Raw genomic sequence first — 20,219 nt, forward strand, 5'->3', positions numbered from 1 at the left:
AGTGGCTCAATTAGTCTCACAGTAATTAGTTCGGATATGGTGATTCTTAGAATCTTCCCATTAGTTCGGATATGTGTAAATAATTCTGCATGGCTACTTATCTGTCAGTGCCACGATTATCTATCCAATACCTCAAAGCCTTATTACGACAAAACAGAGCGGTACGGATAGCTTCGTCAATGAGGTTGTACTGCTCTGTTTTGCCTTTTAGTTTTGCTTCGAGAACTAACATAGATTTATTTAATCTTATGTAGGATATTCTAACATAAGATAGAAGTTATTGCACTTCTTTTGCGTCTGAATTTATTCAGACTGCGCTTATATCCCCCGCTTAAAGGGCGCGGGTTTTACGCTTCCCTCCGATAACTAAAGGATAGGCTGTGTAAAGTACCGTTCACTTTTTCGTTAATCTTTACATTAAATATGTCCTACAGTGACTTTAGCCTTAGCTCCGTCAAAAAAGCTTTTCAGCTTAACTTAATTGAGAAAGCTGATTTATTTGCTGACAGTCCAGAACTCCAACTTAGTCCCTTTCTCAGCGAAACACTCAAAAAAAAACTCACCTTAGCATTAGCTAGCAACACCGAAAAATCGCGTTCGGAAATGTTGATCACGACGATTTTAATTGATTTACAATGATTGCCGCCCAATACTCTAACCAACAGAAAAAAATGAAATCAAGGAAATTTATGGTGTGGTGACATCGGGAACCATTTGGAAGTTCCTGAAACTAAGCGATCGCAATGTCTGGATCGATCTAACCGAATATTATCTAGATAATTTACCTAAAATATTAGGTATTTTGGCACAGTCAATACCAAGCTAATATAGATGAACCTGCTAACGATCGCCCTTACAAGAGTAATCAGATCATGCAAACACTCCAAAGATACTCGTCAGTTTTACCCCGCATTACTTGGGAAAAACTACCAGAAGATTTTATACTGCCCGATGAACCCGTGGAAAGTAACCTTCAACCGCTCTTAGCCGCAGCTTTGCGTGAATCCTTAGAAATAGCTGGATTAATTCTAGAATCGATGATCATTGCTTCTAATTTTGGGCTTTGTGCCAATATCAACGAAAGAACCGTTGTTAAAGCCCCTGATTGGGTATATATCCCTTCGGCTTATCCAATTAAACCTGGAGAAATTCGCCGTAGCTATACGCCTCACGCTGAAGGCAGTAATGCCGAAATTGTGATGGAGTTTATTTCTGCCACCGAGGGTACAGAATATTCCATTGCTCCCCATTATCCCTACGGCAAGTGGTACTTTTATGAGCAAATTTTAAAAGTGCCTGTTTATGTAATTTTCCACCCCTCTACAGGTGTACTAGAGGTTTATGATCTGATTGATGAAGGATACCAACTTCAAAAACCTGATCAAAATCAGCGCTACTGGATCGAGAGTATGGGTTTGTTTTTGGGAGTATGGACTGGTAAAAAAGCTGAACGACATGGTTGTTGGTTGCGCTGGTGGGATCGCTCAGAAAATTTACTCCTTTGGGGTAGTGAACTAGTCGAGCAACAGCGTCAGCTAGTCGAGCAAGAGCGCCAACTTACAGAACAGGCTGAACAAAGGGCAAATAGACTAGCTGAAAAACTGCGATCGCTAGGAGAAGATGTAGATTAGATATGGGAAAGTGATTATGGCATTTACTCAGGATCAACCCAGCGATCATCGGATTTAATCAGAGCAATTAACTGCTCCACACCTTCTTCTTCAGGTACACGCTTAATCTCTTCCTTACCGCGATAGAGCGAGATAATCCCAGGAGTTTTGCCGACATAGCCATAGTCTGCATCCGCCATTTCCCCAGGGCCATTAACAATACAGCCCATCACCGCAATGTCTAAGCCGACTAGGTGGCTGGTAGCCTCGCGGACTTTGTGCAGCACTTCCTCAAGGTTAAACAATGTGCGCCCACAGGATGGGCAAGCGACATATTCGACCATGGTCTTGCGGAGTCCAAGGGACTGCAAAATACTGTAACAAACAGGAATTTCTTTTTCAGGCGCTTCAGTGAGGGAGACGCGGATCGTGTCGCCGATACCTTGAGATAATAGGGTGGCAATACCTGCGGTGGATTTGATGCGACCATATTCACCATCCCCTGCTTCGGTTACGCCTAAATGTAAGGGGTAATCCATGCCCAGTTGATCCATGCGCTTAGCCATCTGTTGATAGGCAGCGATCATCACGGGGACGCGAGAAGCTTTCATGGAAATGACAATATTTCTAAAGTCGAGATCTTCACAAATACGGATAAACTCGATCGCAGATTCGACCATGCCCTGCGGTGTATCACCATAGGTAAACAGCATCCGTTCGGCTAGAGAGCCATGATTGACCCCGATCCGCATCGCTTTGCCTTGTTCCTTTAGGGATAAAACTAGGGGCTTGAGGGTGTCCCGAACTTTTTCGGCAATTTCGTCAAACTCTGATTGGGTGTATTCGGTGCGATTTGCCTTAGGCTTCTCGAACACATATAGTCCAGGATTAATGCGGACTTTGTGGATATGCTTGGCGACTTCGAGGGCAATTTTCATGCCGTTGTGGTGGACATCGGCAACCAGAGGCACATCGAGATAAGTACGTTTCAGTTTTTGGCGAATTTCTGAGAGAGCCGCAGCATGTGCCATGCTGGGGACGGTGACGCGCACGATTTCGCAACCAATTTCATGCAAGCGGCGAATTCCTGCGACGGAGCCATCAATATCAAGGGTGTCTTCGTTAATCATCGACTGCACCACGACGGGCGCACCACCACCGATGGTGATATTGCCCACTTGCACAGGTCGGGTTTTGCGTCTGACGATTACACCAAGATTCTCGCTACCATCAATCACGGATGCAGCTTTGCCGTTTTCTACGCTTTTTGTATTCTCAGAAACAGTCGTCATAACACTTTTAGTTACTTTCAGTTATTAGTCTATCTGAAGTGGGGAACAATCTCTTGATTTTTCGAGCAGAGTCTCGCTTGGTCTTGCCCTGATTTTAAGCATGAATAAGCATAAAATATCCACTATGAATTACTTTCCTGCCGATCGATATTTTGCCTACCTCACTTCGCCCGCGATCGCAAATATGCCTGACAAAGAGAATGTGGTGATCCTTCAACCCATGGGGGCAATCGAGCAGCATGGCGCACATTTGCCATTGATCGTTGATGCAGCGATTAGTATTGGGGTTTTGGCAAGAGCTTTAGCAAAATTAGATTCTGCGATTTCTGCCTATGCTTTGCCGCCGCTATATTACGGAAAGTCCAATGAACATAATGATTTTGCGGGTACGATTACTTTGCGATCGCAAACGATGCTAGCGGTATTAACGGACATTGCTGAAAGTGTCTATCGCGCAGGATTTCGGAAATTAGCGCTGATGAATTCCCATGGTGGGCAGCCGCAAATTTTAGAAATCGTCGCTCGCGATCTCCATGAAAAATATCCTGATTTTATAATTTTTCCGCTCTTTACTTGGCGCGTTCCCAATGTGGCTAAAGATTTGTTGACAGCGAAAGAATTAGAATTGGGAATCCATGCGGGGGATGCGGAAACCAGTTTGATGTTGGCGCTGCTGCCTGAGCAAGTCCAGATGGACAAAGCGGTTACCGAATACCCTTATGGATTGCCTGAAAATAGTTTGCTCAGCATGGAATCGGCGAATCCCTTTGCATGGGTGATGCGCGATTTGACTCGGAGCGGGGTATTGGGTGATGCTAAGGCGGCGACCAAGGAGAAAGGTGAGCAGATCCTTGATTCTTTAGTTGATGGCTGGGTGCAATTGATCGAAGATATGTATAAATTTGAGCAACCGAAGGCGTATGGCGATCATCTCCTCTAAACCAAATCCTAGTCCCAACCCTGACGGCGATCCGCAACAACCTGAACAAAATTCGGTTTCGGCAAAGGCGACTAGCCAAAAATCAACCCGTCGGTCGTCTAAAGCTGCCTCGAAAAAAGAAACTTCGCCCGAACTGCAACAGGCGCTCGATTTGTTGCAGGCAGAAGCAACACCAGAGGAGAAATTGGCGGAACAGTTAGCTAAAGATGCGCACACTCCCACCACGCCTGAAATTAACATTCGTCCCAAAAATCTAGCGGACTATATCGGACAAAAGGATTTAAAGGAACTACTCCATATTGCGATCGCAGCCGCAAAGTCACGAGCATCGGCACTCGATCATTTACTGCTCTATGGCCCCCCCGGATTAGGTAAAACCTCACTAGCGCTAATCATCGCTCAAGAGATGGGCGTGCAATGTAAAATCACCTCTGCGCCTGCCCTAGAGCGTCCCCGTGATGTGGCGGGTTTGTTGGTTTCACTGCAACAGGGAGATATTTTATTTATTGATGAAATCCATCGTCTGCCCAGTGTCACCGAGGAAATCCTCTATCCCGCTATGGAAGACTATCGGCTGGATATCACGATTGGCAAAGGTCAGGGCGCAAGGATTCGCAGTGTGCAGCTCAATAAATTTACGCTGATCGGCGCAACGACGAGAATTGGAGCATTATCTTCACCCCTGCGCGATCGCTTCGGCTTTGTGCAGCATTTCCGCTTTTATGAGCATGACGAATTAACGCAGATTGTGGCGCGTAGTGCCAAGATTTTGGATACCCCAATCCATGATGATGGTGCAATTGCGATCGCAGCCAGATCGAGGGGTACGCCTCGGATTGCCAATCGTTTACTAAAGCGCGTGCGTGACTATGCCGAGGTGAAGGCAAAGGGCGAACAAATTACGGGTGCGATCGCGGAATCGGCATTGGAACTATTTAATGTTGATCCCAAAGGACTCGATTGGATTGATCGCAAGTTGCTCACGGTTTTAATCGAAAACTTTAATGGTGGTCCCGCAGGGCTAGATACTTTAGCGGCGGCGACGGGTGAGGATGCCCACACGATTGAAGAGGTGTATGAGCCTTACCTATTACAGATTGGCTATATTAACCGCACACCACGCGGTCGGGTGGCGACGGCCGCCGCATGGAAACATTTGGGCTATCCTGTGCAAACTGCGATCGCAGGATTACTGTAGCTATATTTGCAATGCAGTGCCGCGCAGAGCGCGGCACTGCATTGAGGAGATTACACAACCTGTGCTGGCTCCCTAGTCTCAACCGCAAGACCGCCAGCCTTAATCCCTTCCATTTCTTCGAGAACTTGCAAATATCGACCTGTAATCAATCTGGCACTACGGCGATGCGTGAAGTAGTTCCATCCCCACTGGATCATCACCACCAATTTATTGTCAAATTCAATCAGATAGTAAATATGCACAAATGTCCAGATAAACCACGCTAGCCATCCCTTCAAGCGCAAGAACTTAAAGTCAGCTACCGCTTCATGGCGACCAATTACCGCCAAACTACCAAAGTCTTGATAGTAAAATTTATCGGCTTCGCGTTGCTTGACCTTTGCTTCAATCAGGTGCGCCATATACTCACCCTGTTGCATAGCAACAGCCGCAGTTCCCGGCAACGGACGCTCACCTTGATGCGGATAGTTTGCCAAATCACCAATCACATAAATATTGGGATGATTTGCGATCGACATATCGGGTTGAACAATCACACGACCGACTCGATCTAGCTCTGCGCCGACGCGATCGCCTAAAACCTTGCCCATTGCTGAAGCCTTGACTCCCGCCGCCCACAAAATCGTTTGAGCATTGATCTGTTCGACCTCTTCACCACATTTAAAGGTAACCACATGGTTTTCAATGTTCGTCACCATGGCACTGGTTCTGACTTCTACGCCCAGCTTTTCTAAGGACTGTTTAGCCGCTTCCGATAGGTCTTCATGGTAAGGAGGCAAGACTCGATTTGCCCCTTCCAATAAAATAATGCGTGCTTTTCGCGTATCAATATTCGTAAATTCATCGCTGAGGGTGCGGTGCGCTAATTCTGCCAAAGTTCCTGCTAGCTCCACCCCTGTTGGCCCACCACCAATCACCACAAAGTTCATCAATGACTCTTTGAATTGTGAATCATGGGTCTTTTCGGCTGCTTCAAAGGCACTCAAAATCCGCCGCCGCATATTGATCGCATCTTCAATGGTTTTCAAGCCTGGAGCCTGCTCTGACCATTGATCGTTGCCAAAATAGTGATGGCTAACTCCCGTTGCCACAATCAGCGAATCATAGTTAATTGCTAAGTTGTTTTTGAGTTTGACCACTTGGGCTTTAGCGTCAATGTCAACAACTTCCCCCATGACCACACTGGTATTTTTGTTTTTGGCAAGCACAGACCGCAGTGGTGAAGCGATATCTGCGGGGGACAGGCTACCTGTGGCAACTTGATATAGTAAAGGCTGAAATAAGTGAAAATTGCGTCTATCGATCAATGTGACTTTAACGGGAGCTTTACCGAGCTTTTGAGCTGCGTATAACCCCCCAAAACCTCCACCAATAATAACTACATGATGCAGGTGATCGCGATCGTTTTGATTACTTATAGACATGGTAAGTATATTTTTGGAAGAAGATTAAAGCTAGAAATGGCAAAGCATTGTTAAATGATTATAAATTTATTTCTGTTAAATAGTGTGAAGTAAGGCAGAAAAAGTCATGGTTAGCCTAAAAAATCAACAACTCCACAAAAGGTTAGAGCGATCGCCCATCTAAATTTCTAGCAATTAAAATAATTTGCAAAAAAACTGATCATAAAATTACCCATTTCGGGTTAGAATGGCAAAGCCCTGAGGGGGTATGGCGGAATGGTAGACGCTACGGACTTAAAATCCGTTGACCGCAAGGTCGTAAGGGTTCAAGTCCCTTTACCCCCATTTTTATCTAGAAACAAGAGAGTCTTGCTTTGCAAGACTCTCTTGTTTTTGGGATATCGCTACAATGACAGGATAACCAGTCATAATCTCTGTAATCATAATCACAATAAATTTATGTCTATTCAAGTTTATGGCATTCCCAATTGCGGCACTTGCAAAAAGGCGATCGCATGGCTAGAAGGTCAAAATATTGCCTATGAATTTATCAATACCAAAGACTATCCGCCAACTCGAACTGCGATCGCAGATTGGGTACATGCCCTAGGCGAAAGATCAATGAGAAATACCTCTGGGCAGTCCTACCGCGCCCTTGGTGCTGAAAAAGAAACATGGTCGCATATCCAATGGATTGAAGCCTATGCTAAAGACTCGATGTTGCTAAAGCGCCCACTGTTTGTCAAAGATGGTATTGCGATCGCAATTGGTTTTAGAAATCCTGAGGAAATTAAACAAAAGTTAGTCCCCGTTGAACTCTAGTTGATTTAAATTTAGCTAAAGAGAGCATATCCTGTGCTCACCCCAAAGAGTGATAGCTTTTTTTTAATCAGTCAGCATATATTTGAGATTAGAGGTTATATAAATTTCTGAGAGATAAGCAGCTATGAATCAAAGACTAAAGAGCTGGGAGACTCCCCGCAAAGAAGGTCGCAATGACAAAGGTAAAGGCGGCTCGGCTCGCCAACGCCAAAAGAAAAAACAAATGCAGATGCTTCGTAAAAAACTAAAGGAAGGCATCAACCTTGAATCAAAGAGTACACAAAAAAGAGCTTGCCCTAGGGCAAGCTCTTTTTTGTGTGAAGCGATTAATGCGTAACTACAGGAACCTGCTGTGCAAAATCAGAATCGCCAACCTCATGAAAATCAGTCTCACCAAAAATTGCAGTCTCAAACTTGTAATGCTTGAACTCCAGAATATTGCCAGAATGATCAGCCAAGAAGAAAGTCCGATGCTCTAATGGGGTGTCCACAAAGCGAACCTTTGGCTTTTGATAAAACTTGAGACGCTTATCATGAACTTTCTCTAATAAAGCCATCCAGTTATTTTCAGAATAGAAAACTAATCCGAAGTGCCTTGGGTAAATACCACGCTGCGAATCCAGACTTTCATGGACAACATGAGCCACCAACTGGTGACCATACAAACTCATGATCAGTGAATCGCTTGACTCACGCCCTGCCAAACAACCCAATCCATCAACATAAAAAGCTTTGGTACTTGCAATATCTTTGACTGGGAATGCGAGATGAAAGAGAATCTTGGTCATGTTGCAGTTTTTTCTAGCATAAGTTTGGTGCGCTTGAGTTTATCAGGAACTTCAATGGGATATTTCCCTGTAAAACAAGCTGTACAAAAATGCGCGGTATCAATCTGAGTTGCTCTCAACATTGCATCATGACTGAGATACGCCAGCGTATCAACCTCAATCTGTTCTGCGATCGCAGCGACAGACTTTTGGGCAGCAATCAGATGATCTTGCGAGTCCGTATCGATACCATAAAAACAAGGATGAGTTACAGGTGGCGAAGAAATACGCATATGTACTTCAATCGCACCAGCCTCACGCAATGCTCTTACTATTTTACGACTCGTCGTTCCCCTTACGATCGAATCATCGATCACAATTACTCGCTTTCCCTGCAAAACATCCTTGAGTGTATTCAGCTTCATGCGAATACCAGACTCCCGCATCGCTTGGGTTGGCTGGATGAAAGTACGCCCGACATAGCGATTTTTAATTAACGCCTCACCGTAGGGAATCCCTGACTCACGCGAAAAGCCAATTGCCGCAGGAATGCCAGAATCTGGTACGCCAATCACAAGGTCAGCATCTACAAAACTTTCCTTAGCTAATTCACGACCAATTCTGACCCTGTAGGTAAATAGGCTCTCATCATGCATGACACTATCAGGTCTAGCAAAATAGATCATCTCAAATACACAGAGCTTCGGCTTAGCTTCTTCCCACTGGATTGATTGAATTCCTTGATCCATGGTGATGATCACTAGCTCACCAGCATTGACCTCACGGACATACTCAGCGCCAATAATATCTAAACCACAAGTTTCTGAGGACAAAACATAGGAGCCATCTGGGGTTTTCCCAATTACTAAAGGACGGACACCATAGGAATCTCGCGCTCCGACAAGGGTATTAGGCATCGCCATGACTAAACTAAATGCACCATGACATCGACGTAATGCGGTAATGATCGCATCTTGCCAATTTTGCCCTTCGGAAACGGCCTCACTAACCGCAAACGCAATTCCCTCTGAGTCGGTGGTAGATTCGAGGGCATGACCTTGTGCCGAAAGTTCACCGCGTAGCTCTGAGGCATTTACCAAGTTGCCATTATGAGCTAATGAAAAATCTCCTAATCTTGTATTTAAGACGATGGGCTGAGCGTTACAAACTTTACTTGAACCTGTCGTCGAGTAACGATTATGCCCAATCGCCAAAGCCCCCTTCATTTCTGCCAAAATGGTTTCGTTAAAAACTTGAGATACCAATCCCATTGCTTTGTGAGTATGGGTAGCTCCTTGCTCATCATAGGCTGTAATCCCCGCAGATTCTTGACCACGATGTTGCAGGGCATATAGACCAAAGTAAACTAACTTCGCAACATCCCCCTCTGCTGCCAATACACCAAACACACCACAGGCTTCCTGTGGTTTATCATCTTCGATACTACTATCAATATCTAGATCGTCAGAATTACTAAAATTTACAAGATTATTAGGCATCTCATCATCAAAAATAGACTGGTCAGAATGATCTGGCAACATAGCAGTTATACGCAATACATTTAGGTTGGCTAGAAGAGAAAAGCCCATAGTCAGATCGTACCAGTGTTAAGCATTTCTTAACCAAAATTGACAAATGAAATACAGCAAAACTTTAACGCTAGTGATTTGAGTAGAACTGTTACAAGTTATGCCTGTTGTAAGGTGCATAACTTGCCAGTGGATTATTTTGTAGTAAGGTTAGAGCCATTGCAAATACGATCTCACAAATAACGTAACTAAGCACAATTAAATGTAAAACTCTAAAACCTGTGACGCACGCTGCGCGTGCGTCACAGGTTTTAGCTCTGGGTTTTAATTGTGCCTAGCTACTTATGATGTTGGTCTTAAAGTCTAAATTTAGGAGGCTTACAATTTATGGAAGCAAGTAAAGACGAGCAACTAAGTTTGCTCATGCAGAGAGATTACTCAATTGATTTCAGTAAATATTTTCGCAAGGGCTGGGAAATATTTCAGGCTAATTTCGTTCAAATTGGTGGTTTCTTCTTACTCAGCATTGTGATTAACTTTGCGGTTAATTTTGTGCCTGTGATTGGTCAGATTGCCTCTAGTGTGATCAATGCGCCCCTAGCTGCTGGTTACACATTTGTGATCCTCGCAATTTTAAGGGGCAAGTCTTTTACGTTTAATGATTTCTTTCAGGGATTAACCAACAAATATTTCCTACAGCTATTCTTGCTTTCCCTTGTGGGTGGACTATTAACTGCTGTAGGCATGATTCTCTTAATTCTGCCTGGTATTTATCTTGCGGTTTCCTATGTGTTTGCAATTCAGTTTGCCATTGATTGGGACTTGGAATTTTTTCAGGCTTTAGAAACAAGTCGTAAGTTTGTGACAAAGCAATGGCTCCAAGTATTTGTTCTGATGCTATTGCTGGTGTTGTTGAATATTGCAGGTTTAATTGCGTTGGGTGTTGGTATTTTGGTGACAGCACCGTTGAGTCTATGTATTGTGATCTGTGTATATGACGATATTGCTGGCAATCTAGATAATGGAGCCATCAGAGGATCTGGAGGATCTATCGGAGATTTCTAAATAGAGTTGCGGCGCAAAGCGTCGCAACTCTATTTTGGTTTTTGTTTTTGTCCTAAATTCGCAAAAGTAGGGGATAGCGCTTTGCGCTATCCCCTACTTTGTCTTTTTTTGATTCATAGCTAAACTTATAAAAAATTAATATGACGCATTTAGTCTTCTTATAGGTTTGGTGACAGTCTGCCCTGTAAACTTAACTACGAGGTTGTGTAGTAAAGCACAACTAAACTTAATTTTGTTTTCTGATTCTAGAAAATTTCTAGAATATAGCAAAAAATTAATAGTTATAAAATTTAACAAGGTAAGGGTTCCTAAACATGGATAGTACAATCAGCCTCGAGATTATTGAGGTCGTTGAACAGGCTGCGATCGCATCTTCTAAGTGGATGGGCTTGGGCAAAAAAGATGAAGCTGATGAAGCAGCCGTAGAAGCAATGCGCGAACGGATGAACAAAATTCATATGCGTGGACGCATCGTTATTGGTGAAGGCGAACGTGACGAAGCGCCCATGCTATATATCGGCGAAGAAGTTGGGATTTGTACTCAAGAAAATGCTGCCGAATTCTGCACAGTTGAAGAACTTCAAGAAATCGACATCGCGGTTGACCCTTGCGAAGGTACAAACCTCGTTGCCTACGGTCAAAATGGTTCTATGGCTGTTTTGGCAATCTCGGAGCGTGGTGGTTTGTTCCAAGCTCCCGACTTTTATATGGACAAACTAGCTGCACCTCCTGCGGCAAAGGGTCATGTTGACATCCGTAAAACCCCTACCGAAAACCTAAAAATTCTTTCGGAATGTCTCAACCGTTCGATTGAAGAGCTAGTTGTTGTTGTGATGGATCGTCCTCGTCACAAAGCTTTGATCTCGGAAATTCGTGCGGCGGGCGCTCGTGTACGTTTGATCAGTGATGGTGACGTATCTGCGGCTATTTGCTGTGGTTTTGCTGGTACAAACATCCATGCTTTGATGGGTATTGGTGCTGCTCCTGAAGGTGTAATTTCCGCAGCAGCAATGCGTTGCTTGGGTGGACATTTCCAAGGTCGTCTAATCTACGATCCAGCCGAAGTTAATACTCCTGAAAGCGAAAAGTGGACCCGCGAAGGTAACTTGATTCGTCTTAAGGAAATGGGTATTGAAGACGGTGATAAAGTCTATGATGCTCATGAATTGGCATGTGGTAAGAATGTCTTGTTTGCTGGTTGTGGTATCACTCCTGGTACTTTGATGGAAGGCGTTCGTTTCTTCAATGGTGGTTGTCGCACCCAGTCTTTGGTTATCTCTACTCAATCGAAGACTGCTCGTTTCGTTGACACCATTCACTTGACCAGCGATGCTCCTAAGATCATTAACCTGCGTTAATTTTTAAACATAAACACTCAAAAATTAGTGGTGCGGCGCGAAGCGTTGCACCACTAATTTTTGAGGAGGGAGGGAGTAAGTAGCTAGGCATAATGAAAACCCAGAGCTAAAACTTGTGGCGCACGCGCAGCGTGCGCCACAAGTTTTAGGGTTTTATGTGTAATTGCGCTTAGCTACTTAGTTATTTACATTAAGGAAAGTTAAGGAGTAATAAGTACCTACTACACTGGTAGCTATCTCCTGATAAGCTCTACCAATAACATAATGATTTCCAGTCCTAAATTAAGAAACGCATTTACGATATGAATATTGCAGTTGTTGGCTTGAGTCATAAAACGGCGACTGTGGAAGTAAGGGAAAAGTTGAGCATTCCTGAAGATCGCATGGAAGCTGCGATCGCTCAGCTAATGAGCTATCCGAATATTGAAGAAGCTGCCATTTTAAGTACCTGCAACCGCTTAGAGTTATACGTGGTCACTAGCGAGTCCGAAGGCGGCATTCGCGAAATTATGCAGTTTCTTTCGGAATTTAGCCAACTGCCGCTACAGTTTCTCCGTCGCTATTTGTTTATTTTGCTGCGTCAAGATGCTGTCACCCATTTGATGCGTGTGGCTTCGGGTTTAGATAGTCTTGTGCTGGGTGAAGGTCAGATTCTTGCCCAAGTCAAAAATACTCACCGTCTTGCTCAGCAGTATAACGGTGCTGGTCGAATTCTAAATCAACTTTTTAAACAAGCTTTATCGGCGGGTAAACGGGTTCGGACTGAGACGGAAATTGGTACTGGTGCAGTGTCGATCAGTTCGGCGGCTGTGGAGCTAGCGCAGATCAAATTAAAAGATTTGTCGGATAAACATGCCACGATTATCGGTGCTGGCAAAATGTCGCGCCTATTGGTTAAGCATTTAATTTCAAAAGGTGCCCAAAAAATTGCGATCGTCAATCGATCGCGATCGCGGGCTGAAACTATGCTCAAAGAATTTGAAGCTAGTGGCGCTCAATTTGACATACATCCCCTTGAGCAGATGTTTGATTGCATCGCTATTTCTGATCTAGTTTTTACCAGCACAGCTTCGACTGAAGTAATTATTAGCCGTAAGCATTTAGAAGCAATTGCTCCTAACCATAGTGGCTTGACTTTAGTGGATATTTCTGTACCACGTAATATTAGTGCGGATGTTAATGAATTAGCTAACACCAAAGCCTACAATGTAGATGATTTGCAAGCAGTGGTTGCCGAAAATCAAGAAAGCCGTCGGCTAATGGCGATGCAAGCGGAAATTTTATTAGAAGGTTGTGTTGCTGAGTTTGATACTTGGTGGCGTTCTCTCGAAACTGTCCCTACGATTAGCAAGTTGCGCCAAAAGATGGAAATCATTCGTGAGCAGGAGATGGAGAAAGCTCTTTCTCGTCTCGGCAATGATTTTGCGGACAAACATCAGGATGTGATTGAGAGTATGACTCGCGGGATTATTAATAAGATTTTGCATGATCCGATGGTGCAGTTACGCGCTCAGCAAGATATTGAGTCCCGCCGCAAGGCTATGCAAATGTTGCAGGTGTTATTTGATTTAGATTCACCTTCTAGTCAACTGAAAGAAGGTTAATCAAAAAGCCGCCCTAGGGCGGCTTTTTGATTATTTGATTTTGATAAACCAAGAACCCTGTATTGCCTGAGTAGCGTGCAGCACGAGACTTGGTTTTATCTTTTAACTAAGTTAAGCTACTTACGATGAATGATATGTGTGAGGAAAATCGCGATCGCGTTTAGGAGATATTCCCATGACCACGTTATTACGCATTTCGCAAATAGAAACCCTCGAAGGACAAAGTACGATCCTCCATGATATTGACTGGCAACAATTTGAATCAATTCTTGAGGATCTGGGCGAAAAGCGCAGGACGAGAATTGCTTATCTAGATGGTGTATTAGAAATTGTTATGCCCTTACCTGAACATGAAAAAATTAAAGTCCTGATAAGTTACTTTGTCCAAGTTTTGCTAGATGAATTAGGGATTGACTTTGAAGGCTATGGCTCTACGACATTCAAAGCTAAGGCTAAACGGGCGGGGCTAGAACCTGATGAGTGTTTCTACATTCAAAACAATGTCGCTATGCGGGGCATCCGTAAACTAGATATGGCGATCGATCCCCCCCCCGACTTGGCGATTGAGGTGGATGTGACTTCTAAAACTAAATTTGATGTCTATCGGGTTCTTGGTGTACCTGAGTTATGGTTGTATGACAGGCAACTCAAAATTTATGTTTTACAGGATGGTGAATATATCGAGTCAGAACTTAGTCCTACTTTTGGTAATGTTCCTGTACTTGAGATCATTCCCCAGTTTTTGGAACGTAGCATCAGGGATGGACGCAGTGCGGCAATGCGTGCTTTTCGTACTTGGATGCAAAGCAATCTATGATCAAGAAATTTCTTACCTAAAGAATGATTGTGTTTGGATCATTTATCACTCCTCATTACTAAACATTTGACGGGGCAACACCCGTAGAGCTTCTTCCAAAGTGGTTATGCCTGTTGAAATTTTCTTACGCACACTATAATAAAAAGATTCATAACCATGATCTGCTAAGTACTCCACTAGTTCCGATTGAGTTCCTTCAGTCATGACTTTTCGTACTTGAGGGCTGACATTGAGTAACTCAAATATAGCCTCTCTTCCTAAATAACCTGAGCCAAAACAATGCTCACAGCCTTTACCAATTCGCCAATCTTGATATTTAACATCCTTTGCTGCTATATCGAGAAACTTTAGTTCTGCTGTTGTTGGTTTATAGGGTTCAGAACAGAAAGAACAGACTTTCCGTATTAGTCTTTGCGCGACGATTCCTAACAAAGATTCGGCAATTAAACTGGGATGCAGTCCCAAATCTCTTAATCGTGCCACGGTACTAACTGCATCATTGGTATGCATTGTTGATAGTACTAAATGCCCTGTCATCGCTGCCCGAATCGTAATTTCCGCAGTTTCCAAATCACGAATCTCTCCCACCATGATGATGTCAGGATCTTGACGCAAAATTGACTTTAGCCCTGAAGCAAAGGTTAATCCACCAACTTCTTGCACTTGCCCTTGGGTAATATTTGATAAATTATATTCAACGGGATCTTCCATCGTCACGATGTTGACTTTATCCGTTGCTAATAATTGCAGAGTTGCATATAGAGTGCTAGTTTTACCTGAACCCGTTGGACCAGTAACAATAATTAATCCTTGGGGTTGAGATATCCAACTGCGATAAATAGCTAATGATTGTTGTGTAAAACCAACATCTTCAATAGTTGTCGTTAGCATTTTGTGCCGTGGTAATAGTCGAATTACCGCCTTTTCGCCACCAACGCAAGGAAATGTACTAACTCGCATATCTAAATCTAGGTCAAGATTGTCAGCAGTGACGTAATGTTGGCTAACTCGACCATCTTGTGGACGACGACTTTCGCCGATGTTCATGTTACTCATTACCTTGAGAGCTACGATTGTCTTTCGACTAACTTCAGGTGGTAAGATGCGGGTTGTCCTCAAGATGCCATCAATGCGATAGCGCACTCGCAAACCCGCTTCTGTAGGCTCTAGGTGAATGTCACTCGCTCAATGTTGAAGCGCAACGGAAATTAAAGCATTAATCCGATGGGTTTGATCAAGGGCTTGAGACAGGTAAATTTCAGAAATCTCGTCTAGGTGTGCTTCTTCATTTGCACCTGTGAGTGGATTGACAATGGGCGGGGCTATGTTGCTAGGTTCAGGGAGATTTTGTCTGAGGAACCATAACAAATAGCTTTCAGGAGAAATAGGTATATTTTTGATACCTGTTAAGGTCAAGTTACTCAGCCTTTTGATTTCTTCACTGGTCAGGGGATGGGGTGAGCCTAGATAAAAATAGCCATGCCACAGCAGTAAGGGAATAATAGGAGGTAATGATTTGCGATCGTCGAAGTGGTGAAAAAATCTATAGTTCACATCTTCATCCAGTAAGTCGATTCGCAACCCTCCACGTTTATCAACCAATAGCTGAAGAGCTTCTTCGCAAGTAACCTCTTGATTGCGGAGTCTCTTCCATATGGAATCTGGTGGATTGACGGGGGAATCACTCATGATGCGCTTAATAATATTTAATTCACGTTAGGTTTAGTGAAAAAGATTCCAGAACTTTGGTGACACTTTTTAATTTAGGAGGTGAATATGGCTGATGTACAACAATTGCAACTACTGGAGAAAGGCGTAAAAAACTGGAATCATTGGCGAAATGTACATCCAGATGTATTGATCGCTTTACAAAATGCTACCCTCAACGTTGCTGATCTTCGCTATGCCAACTTAAGTATGGCAAATCTCGAAGGTGCGGATCTATATCACGCGAATTTGATCGAGGCTAACTTACAATATGCCAACTTAACTGGAGCTACCTTGAACGGGGCAGTTGCTACAGGTTCTCTTGATCATGCCGATCTTAGCGATGCGAATCTTTACAGTGCTATTTTTACCTTTGCGGATCTCAGTTATAGCAATTTACAATCAGCCAATGCGATTAGTGCAAACTTTAACAGTGCTAATCTTCAAGAAGCAAATTTACAAAATATCAATGCCAGTCATGCCATATTTTGGCAAGCAAATTTGAAGGGAGCTGATTTGCGTAGCGCAATTTTTTGGAATGCCAAGTTGTACTGTGCGAATTTAGAGCGATCGCAATTACAAAATACAGATTTTAGTGGGGCGGATTTGAGTGGGGCAAATTTACGGGATGCCGATTTAAGTGGGGCAGATTTACGTAATGCGAATTTAAGTCGAGCCAATTTGGAGGGAGCAAATCTCTATAAAATATGCTGGGGGAAGAATGTTAGTGGTGGTGAGACCAATTGGAATAATGTGATTGGATTGATGTCTGCTCAAAATGTGCCTACAGCGCTTTTGTTATAAGTAGCTAAACATAATTAAAACCAAAGATCAGAGCGTGATTCGCACGCAAAGCGTGCGAATCACGCTTCTGGGTTTTAAGGTTATTTATGCTGAATTACTTAGGTGTAGACTTTAATCTCTCACCTAAAGAATGATTGTGTTTGGATCATCGACTAAAGTAAACTTTTGTTAACGCATTTAATGGTAAAAAATCATGATCGGTGATGCAAAACTTCTCAGATCATGATTTTAAAAACTTTTTTAATAAAACAAAGGTAAAGCGATGAGTTCAACTAAAGTAAAAGGATTTGCTGGCGGTTCGGGGCAGAAAAAAAAGAAGAAAGAGCCGAATAAACATCAGGTGGCTGCCAGTAAATACGATGAGATGAAGGAAAAGGGTTTGCCTGAGTTTAACATCTACATTCGGATCAAGGGAAAGGAATGGGTTCCTGCGGGGTCGATGGCTGTAGAAAGAAGTAATCAGATTAGTCGTGCTATTTTTCAACAAGAGGACGCACTGCTTAAAGGTGCAGTTCGACTCTATCCAATTCTGCGGAAGTATAAAGAGAACTTGGAATATGGCTATCGCTTGAAAGAATTTCCCGATGAGGAAGTGACAGTTGCCGTTCTTCCTGATCCAACGATTGGCGATAAGGTGAAGTATGCTTTCACTAAGGCTAAGGAATATTTTAATAGTGTCACCAAGAAGTCTGACGCTAAATAGATAGAATCAAATCAAACCTAAAAAAGTGCCGCCGCAATATGCGACAGCACTTTTTTAGGTTTGAGGAGATAGCGCCTTTTTGGCATGATATTCCAGACCATGCATACTGCCGAGCAAACACCACAGCAGCATACTGATGCGTGGTTCGTACAGAACTAGATCTAAGCAACCCGTTAGCCAAAACAGAATAATTGCGATCGCAACAATTGCCATCATCCCCTCGGTTTCCTTTGCGATTGTAGAGGTGAGCGCTCTCCAGATTGTCCAGCCAATGATAGACATCAATCCGATCAGAGCAGGAATGCCAGAGCCAACTGCGATCGCAAAAAACAAATTATGTTCATGGGGTAAGCCGCGTAAGTCATAGCTAATGGATTTGGCGATGACAGGAAAATTGCGTAGCCCCCAACCTTGAAGAGGATGCTGCGAAATCAGAGAAATTGCTAACTGCCAAGCATTGACCCGATCGGCGGTGGAGGCGTAATCTGTAAGTTGTGGGTCAACGGTGCTGACGAGGCGATTGACAAATCCCTGTGGCAATAGCGATCGCACGATCTCGCCACCTAGTCCAAATTTTTGTCCAAATATGCCCCATGCAATTGTTAATAGTGCGATCGCAAATCCTGCAACGAGCTTCCATTGGCGGTAATAGATGGCTAAGGCGACAGCGCCAACAATGACCAGTCCCCAAGCATTGCGCGAACCCGTCAGAATCAGCACACAGATGTCTGTTGCTAATGCAATCGCGGCGATTAAACGTTGAGATTTAGAAATACTCTTGACTTTGCCGAGCGCAAAATGAAATGCGATCGGCAGAATCATCAATAGATAGGCGGCAGTTTCATTAAAATGTCCAAAAAATGATTGAATGCGGCGATCGGGACTAAATCCCATGGGGATCGGATAGCTGTCAAAAATTACCTTGGGAAAGATCCAATCTGGTCGATCAATCAATGCTTGCAAAATACCAAAACTACTCACAAACAGCGAGCCGACGACTAGTAGCCATAGAATGTGAATAAATTGGCTAGGGGTGCGGATGATATAAGTGGTGGTGGCTGCCAAAAAGAAATAGGGTAAAAAATTGGCGAGTCCTCCTGCGGCAGTGGCAGGATCAAAGGCAATAATTGTGGTGAATATAAGCCATAGAGATAGCCAGAAATAAGCGAGATTGATTGGTGTGGCGATTGCTCGCCATCCGCGCTGAAACAATATTCCTAATGCCAAGAGAGACGCAAAAAATGGCGCAAAGACATTGCTAATTACTAGAAATAGAGCAATATTTTGTTGCCATTTCCATTCCCACGATTCATCTTCTATTGATTTCCAGAACACTGCTAAGCCTCGTATTTTATGCCAAAACTAAAAATAATTTACGAAGACCCTCATCCCTTTTCCTAGGGAGAGGGGAACTAGAGAAACTCCCCTTCTCTCTAGGGATAAGGGGCTGGGGGATAAGGGCAAATCTTCGCTTAGGATAAATCAAATGAATTTAGGAACATCAACCCATTTCCTCTGTTGATGTGACTCTTGGGTTAAATCCATCAACACCTGTGACCATGCACCTTCATGGAGACTAGGAGTCATTGATTGTCCTGACTGAATTGCCTTGACCCAGCGATCGCAAATTGCTAATACGGGCGCAAGCCGACCATCGCTATAGGTTTGGGGAAAATCATAGGTCGATGGAATTGCTACGATCTCCATTTCCGTGCGATCAAGTTTACCTTGACGCAAACTGAATCCATGAACATAGTCTGCTTGATTAGAACTACCCAATACTAAAGTTCCATTTTCCCCATAGACCGTCACCCAGTGACCACGCCCCCGATAGGTAACGGTGCTGAGGGAAATATTGCAGGGTGTACCATCTGCGAGTTCGAGCAGGATATTGCAAGTGTCATCAGCATCAACGGGACGCATCACTCCATTAGCATCGGGACGTTCGGTGATACCCGTACTTAATTGCCCACAGAGACTTTTGATATCTCCAAATAGCCACCGTACATAATCAAAGGCATGGGAGCCGATCGCACCTAATGCACCCCCACCATAACTTTTTTGGCTATACCAGTTCCAGACTCGCTGAGGATTAGCGCGTCCCTGTACTAGCCATTCAATATTAATTAGGCGTTTTTTGCCAATGTGTTTATGGTCTAAGAGATGCTTGAGATATTGCCATTGAGGAACGCAGCGAAACTCAAAATCCGTGGCGGTGATCACTTGGTTTTGCTCCGCTAGACGATAGAGTGCGATCGCCTCTTGAGCATTCATGGTCACAGGCTTTTCAATTAGTACGTGCTTGCGTGCTTCGATGGCTGCCTTGGCTTGTTCGTAGTGAAAACTTGGCGGTGTCGAGATGGTGACGGCATCGACTTCAGGTATTGCTAATAGATCGGCAATGCGATCGCAAGCATGGGCAATCCCAAATTTATCGGCAACTTGTTGAGCTTTACTGCGATCTCGATGATATACCGCCACAACCTCTGTATCAGGATGGATTTGCAATGCAGGAATATGAATGATCTGCCCGAATCCCGTGCCGATGATACCGATACCAATTTTTGACATGTCGCTTTGCCCTCTCTCTGGGTTTTAGA

20 protein-coding genes, 1 tRNA gene and 1 pseudogene are annotated in these 20,219 nt (G+C 43.7%); 13 read left to right on the forward strand and 9 right to left on the reverse strand.

What is annotated here, in order from left to right; all coding sequences use genetic code 11:
* Window positions 1-100 precede the first annotated feature (100 nt).
* A pseudogene (locus H6F41_RS19400) lies at window positions 101-232 on the reverse strand (RNA-guided endonuclease TnpB family protein); the annotation flags it as partial.
* Between the two features lie 191 nt (window positions 233-423).
* On the opposite strand from H6F41_RS19400, the gene H6F41_RS18800 reads away from it, so the two are divergent.
* Both H6F41_RS18800 and H6F41_RS14610 read left to right on the forward strand, forming a co-directional pair.
* Complete coding sequence (locus H6F41_RS18800; protein WP_199288784.1) at window positions 424-639, forward strand: hypothetical protein; 216 nt, start codon at window positions 424-426, stop codon at window positions 637-639.
* Window positions 640-872: 233 nt separating this feature from the next.
* A complete protein-coding gene (locus H6F41_RS14610) occupies window positions 873-1,631 on the forward strand; it encodes a Uma2 family endonuclease (RefSeq protein ID WP_190404205.1) in 759 nt (252 codons plus the stop codon).
* A gap of 23 nt (window positions 1,632-1,654) precedes the next feature.
* On the opposite strand, the gene ispG is transcribed toward H6F41_RS14610, so the two are convergent.
* Window positions 1,655-2,902: a (E)-4-hydroxy-3-methylbut-2-enyl-diphosphate synthase gene (ispG, locus tag H6F41_RS14615; protein ID WP_190404206.1), complete on the reverse strand. Its 1,248-nt coding sequence runs from the start codon at window positions 2,900-2,902 to the stop codon at window positions 1,655-1,657.
* Window positions 2,903-3,026: 124 nt separating this feature from the next.
* Between ispG and H6F41_RS14620 the strand changes: the two genes are divergently transcribed.
* Window positions 3,027-3,842, forward strand: coding sequence for a creatininase family protein (locus tag H6F41_RS14620; protein ID WP_190404207.1), 816 nt, complete (start codon window positions 3,027-3,029; stop codon window positions 3,840-3,842).
* Window positions 3,823-5,040, forward strand: coding sequence for a Holliday junction branch migration DNA helicase RuvB (ruvB, locus tag H6F41_RS14625; RefSeq protein ID WP_190404208.1), 1,218 nt, complete (start codon window positions 3,823-3,825; stop codon window positions 5,038-5,040). Before H6F41_RS14620 ends, ruvB begins: the two co-directional genes overlap by 20 nt.
* Before the next feature lie 50 nt (window positions 5,041-5,090).
* Here ruvB and H6F41_RS14630 read toward each other — a convergent pair whose 3' ends face one another.
* Window positions 5,091-6,464: an NAD(P)/FAD-dependent oxidoreductase gene (locus H6F41_RS14630; RefSeq protein WP_190404209.1), complete on the reverse strand. Its 1,374-nt coding sequence runs from the start codon at window positions 6,462-6,464 to the stop codon at window positions 5,091-5,093.
* 241 nt (window positions 6,465-6,705) lie between these two features.
* On the opposite strand from H6F41_RS14630, the gene H6F41_RS14635 reads away from it, so the two are divergent.
* The 3 genes from H6F41_RS14635 to H6F41_RS14645 all read left to right on the forward strand — a co-directional run bounded on the left by H6F41_RS14635 (window position 6,706) and on the right by H6F41_RS14645 (window position 7,602).
* Window positions 6,706-6,788, forward strand: a tRNA-Leu gene (locus H6F41_RS14635).
* Between the two features lie 114 nt (window positions 6,789-6,902).
* A complete protein-coding gene (locus H6F41_RS14640) occupies window positions 6,903-7,265 on the forward strand; it encodes a Spx/MgsR family RNA polymerase-binding regulatory protein (protein ID WP_190404210.1) in 363 nt (120 codons plus the stop codon).
* Window positions 7,266-7,389: 124 nt separating this feature from the next.
* Complete coding sequence (locus H6F41_RS14645; protein ID WP_190404211.1) at window positions 7,390-7,602, forward strand: hypothetical protein; 213 nt, start codon at window positions 7,390-7,392, stop codon at window positions 7,600-7,602.
* Here the strand turns inward: H6F41_RS14645 and H6F41_RS14650 are convergent.
* Window positions 7,592-8,053, reverse strand: a complete 462-nt coding sequence (locus H6F41_RS14650; RefSeq protein WP_190404212.1) for a VOC family protein — start codon at window positions 8,051-8,053, stop codon at window positions 7,592-7,594. The two genes, H6F41_RS14645 and H6F41_RS14650, sit on opposite strands and share 11 nt — an antisense overlap.
* Entirely contained in the window at window positions 8,050-9,573 is a 1,524-nt protein-coding gene (gene purF, locus H6F41_RS14655) for an amidophosphoribosyltransferase (protein WP_190404213.1), read from the reverse strand. The genes H6F41_RS14650 and purF overlap by 4 nt, the downstream gene beginning before the upstream one ends.
* Before the next feature lie 375 nt (window positions 9,574-9,948).
* Here purF and H6F41_RS14660 point away from each other — a divergent pair, with 375 nt between their 5' ends.
* From H6F41_RS14660 to H6F41_RS14675, 4 genes are all read left to right on the forward strand, one after another.
* Window positions 9,949-10,626, forward strand: a complete 678-nt coding sequence (locus H6F41_RS14660) for a hypothetical protein (RefSeq protein WP_190404214.1) — start codon at window positions 9,949-9,951, stop codon at window positions 10,624-10,626.
* A 314-nt stretch (window positions 10,627-10,940) separates the two neighbouring features.
* The gene (gene glpX / locus H6F41_RS14665) at window positions 10,941-11,984 is read left to right on the forward strand and encodes a class II fructose-bisphosphatase (RefSeq protein ID WP_190404215.1); all 1,044 of its coding nucleotides are present in this window, start codon (window positions 10,941-10,943) and stop codon (window positions 11,982-11,984) included.
* A gap of 302 nt (window positions 11,985-12,286) precedes the next feature.
* Window positions 12,287-13,588: a glutamyl-tRNA reductase gene (locus tag H6F41_RS14670; RefSeq protein WP_190404216.1), complete on the forward strand. Its 1,302-nt coding sequence runs from the start codon at window positions 12,287-12,289 to the stop codon at window positions 13,586-13,588.
* 175 nt (window positions 13,589-13,763) lie between these two features.
* Window positions 13,764-14,405, forward strand: a complete 642-nt coding sequence (locus H6F41_RS14675) for a Uma2 family endonuclease (protein ID WP_190404217.1) — start codon at window positions 13,764-13,766, stop codon at window positions 14,403-14,405.
* A gap of 45 nt (window positions 14,406-14,450) precedes the next feature.
* Here H6F41_RS14675 and H6F41_RS14680 read toward each other — a convergent pair whose 3' ends face one another.
* Window positions 14,451-15,581: a GspE/PulE family protein gene (locus tag H6F41_RS14680; protein WP_322095927.1), complete on the reverse strand. Its 1,131-nt coding sequence runs from the start codon at window positions 15,579-15,581 to the stop codon at window positions 14,451-14,453.
* 9 nt (window positions 15,582-15,590) lie between these two features.
* Window positions 15,591-16,094: a hypothetical protein gene (locus H6F41_RS19040; RefSeq protein ID WP_242023056.1), complete on the reverse strand. Its 504-nt coding sequence runs from the start codon at window positions 16,092-16,094 to the stop codon at window positions 15,591-15,593.
* An 87-nt stretch (window positions 16,095-16,181) separates the two neighbouring features.
* On the opposite strand from H6F41_RS19040, the gene H6F41_RS14685 reads away from it, so the two are divergent.
* Together H6F41_RS14685 and H6F41_RS14690 are read left to right on the forward strand one after the other, a co-directional pair.
* Window positions 16,182-16,916 (forward strand): pentapeptide repeat-containing protein, encoded by a 735-nt coding sequence (locus tag H6F41_RS14685; protein WP_190404218.1) that lies wholly within the window; start codon window positions 16,182-16,184, stop codon window positions 16,914-16,916.
* A gap of 262 nt (window positions 16,917-17,178) precedes the next feature.
* On the forward strand, window positions 17,179-17,619 hold the full coding sequence (locus tag H6F41_RS14690) for an HHL1-like protein (RefSeq protein WP_190404219.1): 441 nt from the start codon (window positions 17,179-17,181) through the stop codon (window positions 17,617-17,619).
* Window positions 17,620-17,673: 54 nt separating this feature from the next.
* Here the strand turns inward: H6F41_RS14690 and H6F41_RS19280 are convergent, their stop codons facing one another.
* Window positions 17,674-18,954 (reverse strand): O-antigen ligase family protein, encoded by a 1,281-nt coding sequence (locus H6F41_RS19280; protein WP_322095926.1) that lies wholly within the window; start codon window positions 18,952-18,954, stop codon window positions 17,674-17,676.
* A 147-nt stretch (window positions 18,955-19,101) separates the two neighbouring features.
* Window positions 19,102-20,190, reverse strand: a complete 1,089-nt coding sequence (locus H6F41_RS14700) for a Gfo/Idh/MocA family protein (protein ID WP_190404220.1) — start codon at window positions 20,188-20,190, stop codon at window positions 19,102-19,104.
* Window positions 20,191-20,219 lie beyond the last annotated feature (29 nt).

The sequence above is a fragment of the Pseudanabaena mucicola FACHB-723 genome (genome assembly GCF_014696385.1).
Taxonomy (GTDB): domain Bacteria; phylum Cyanobacteriota; class Cyanobacteriia; order Pseudanabaenales; family Pseudanabaenaceae; genus Pseudanabaena.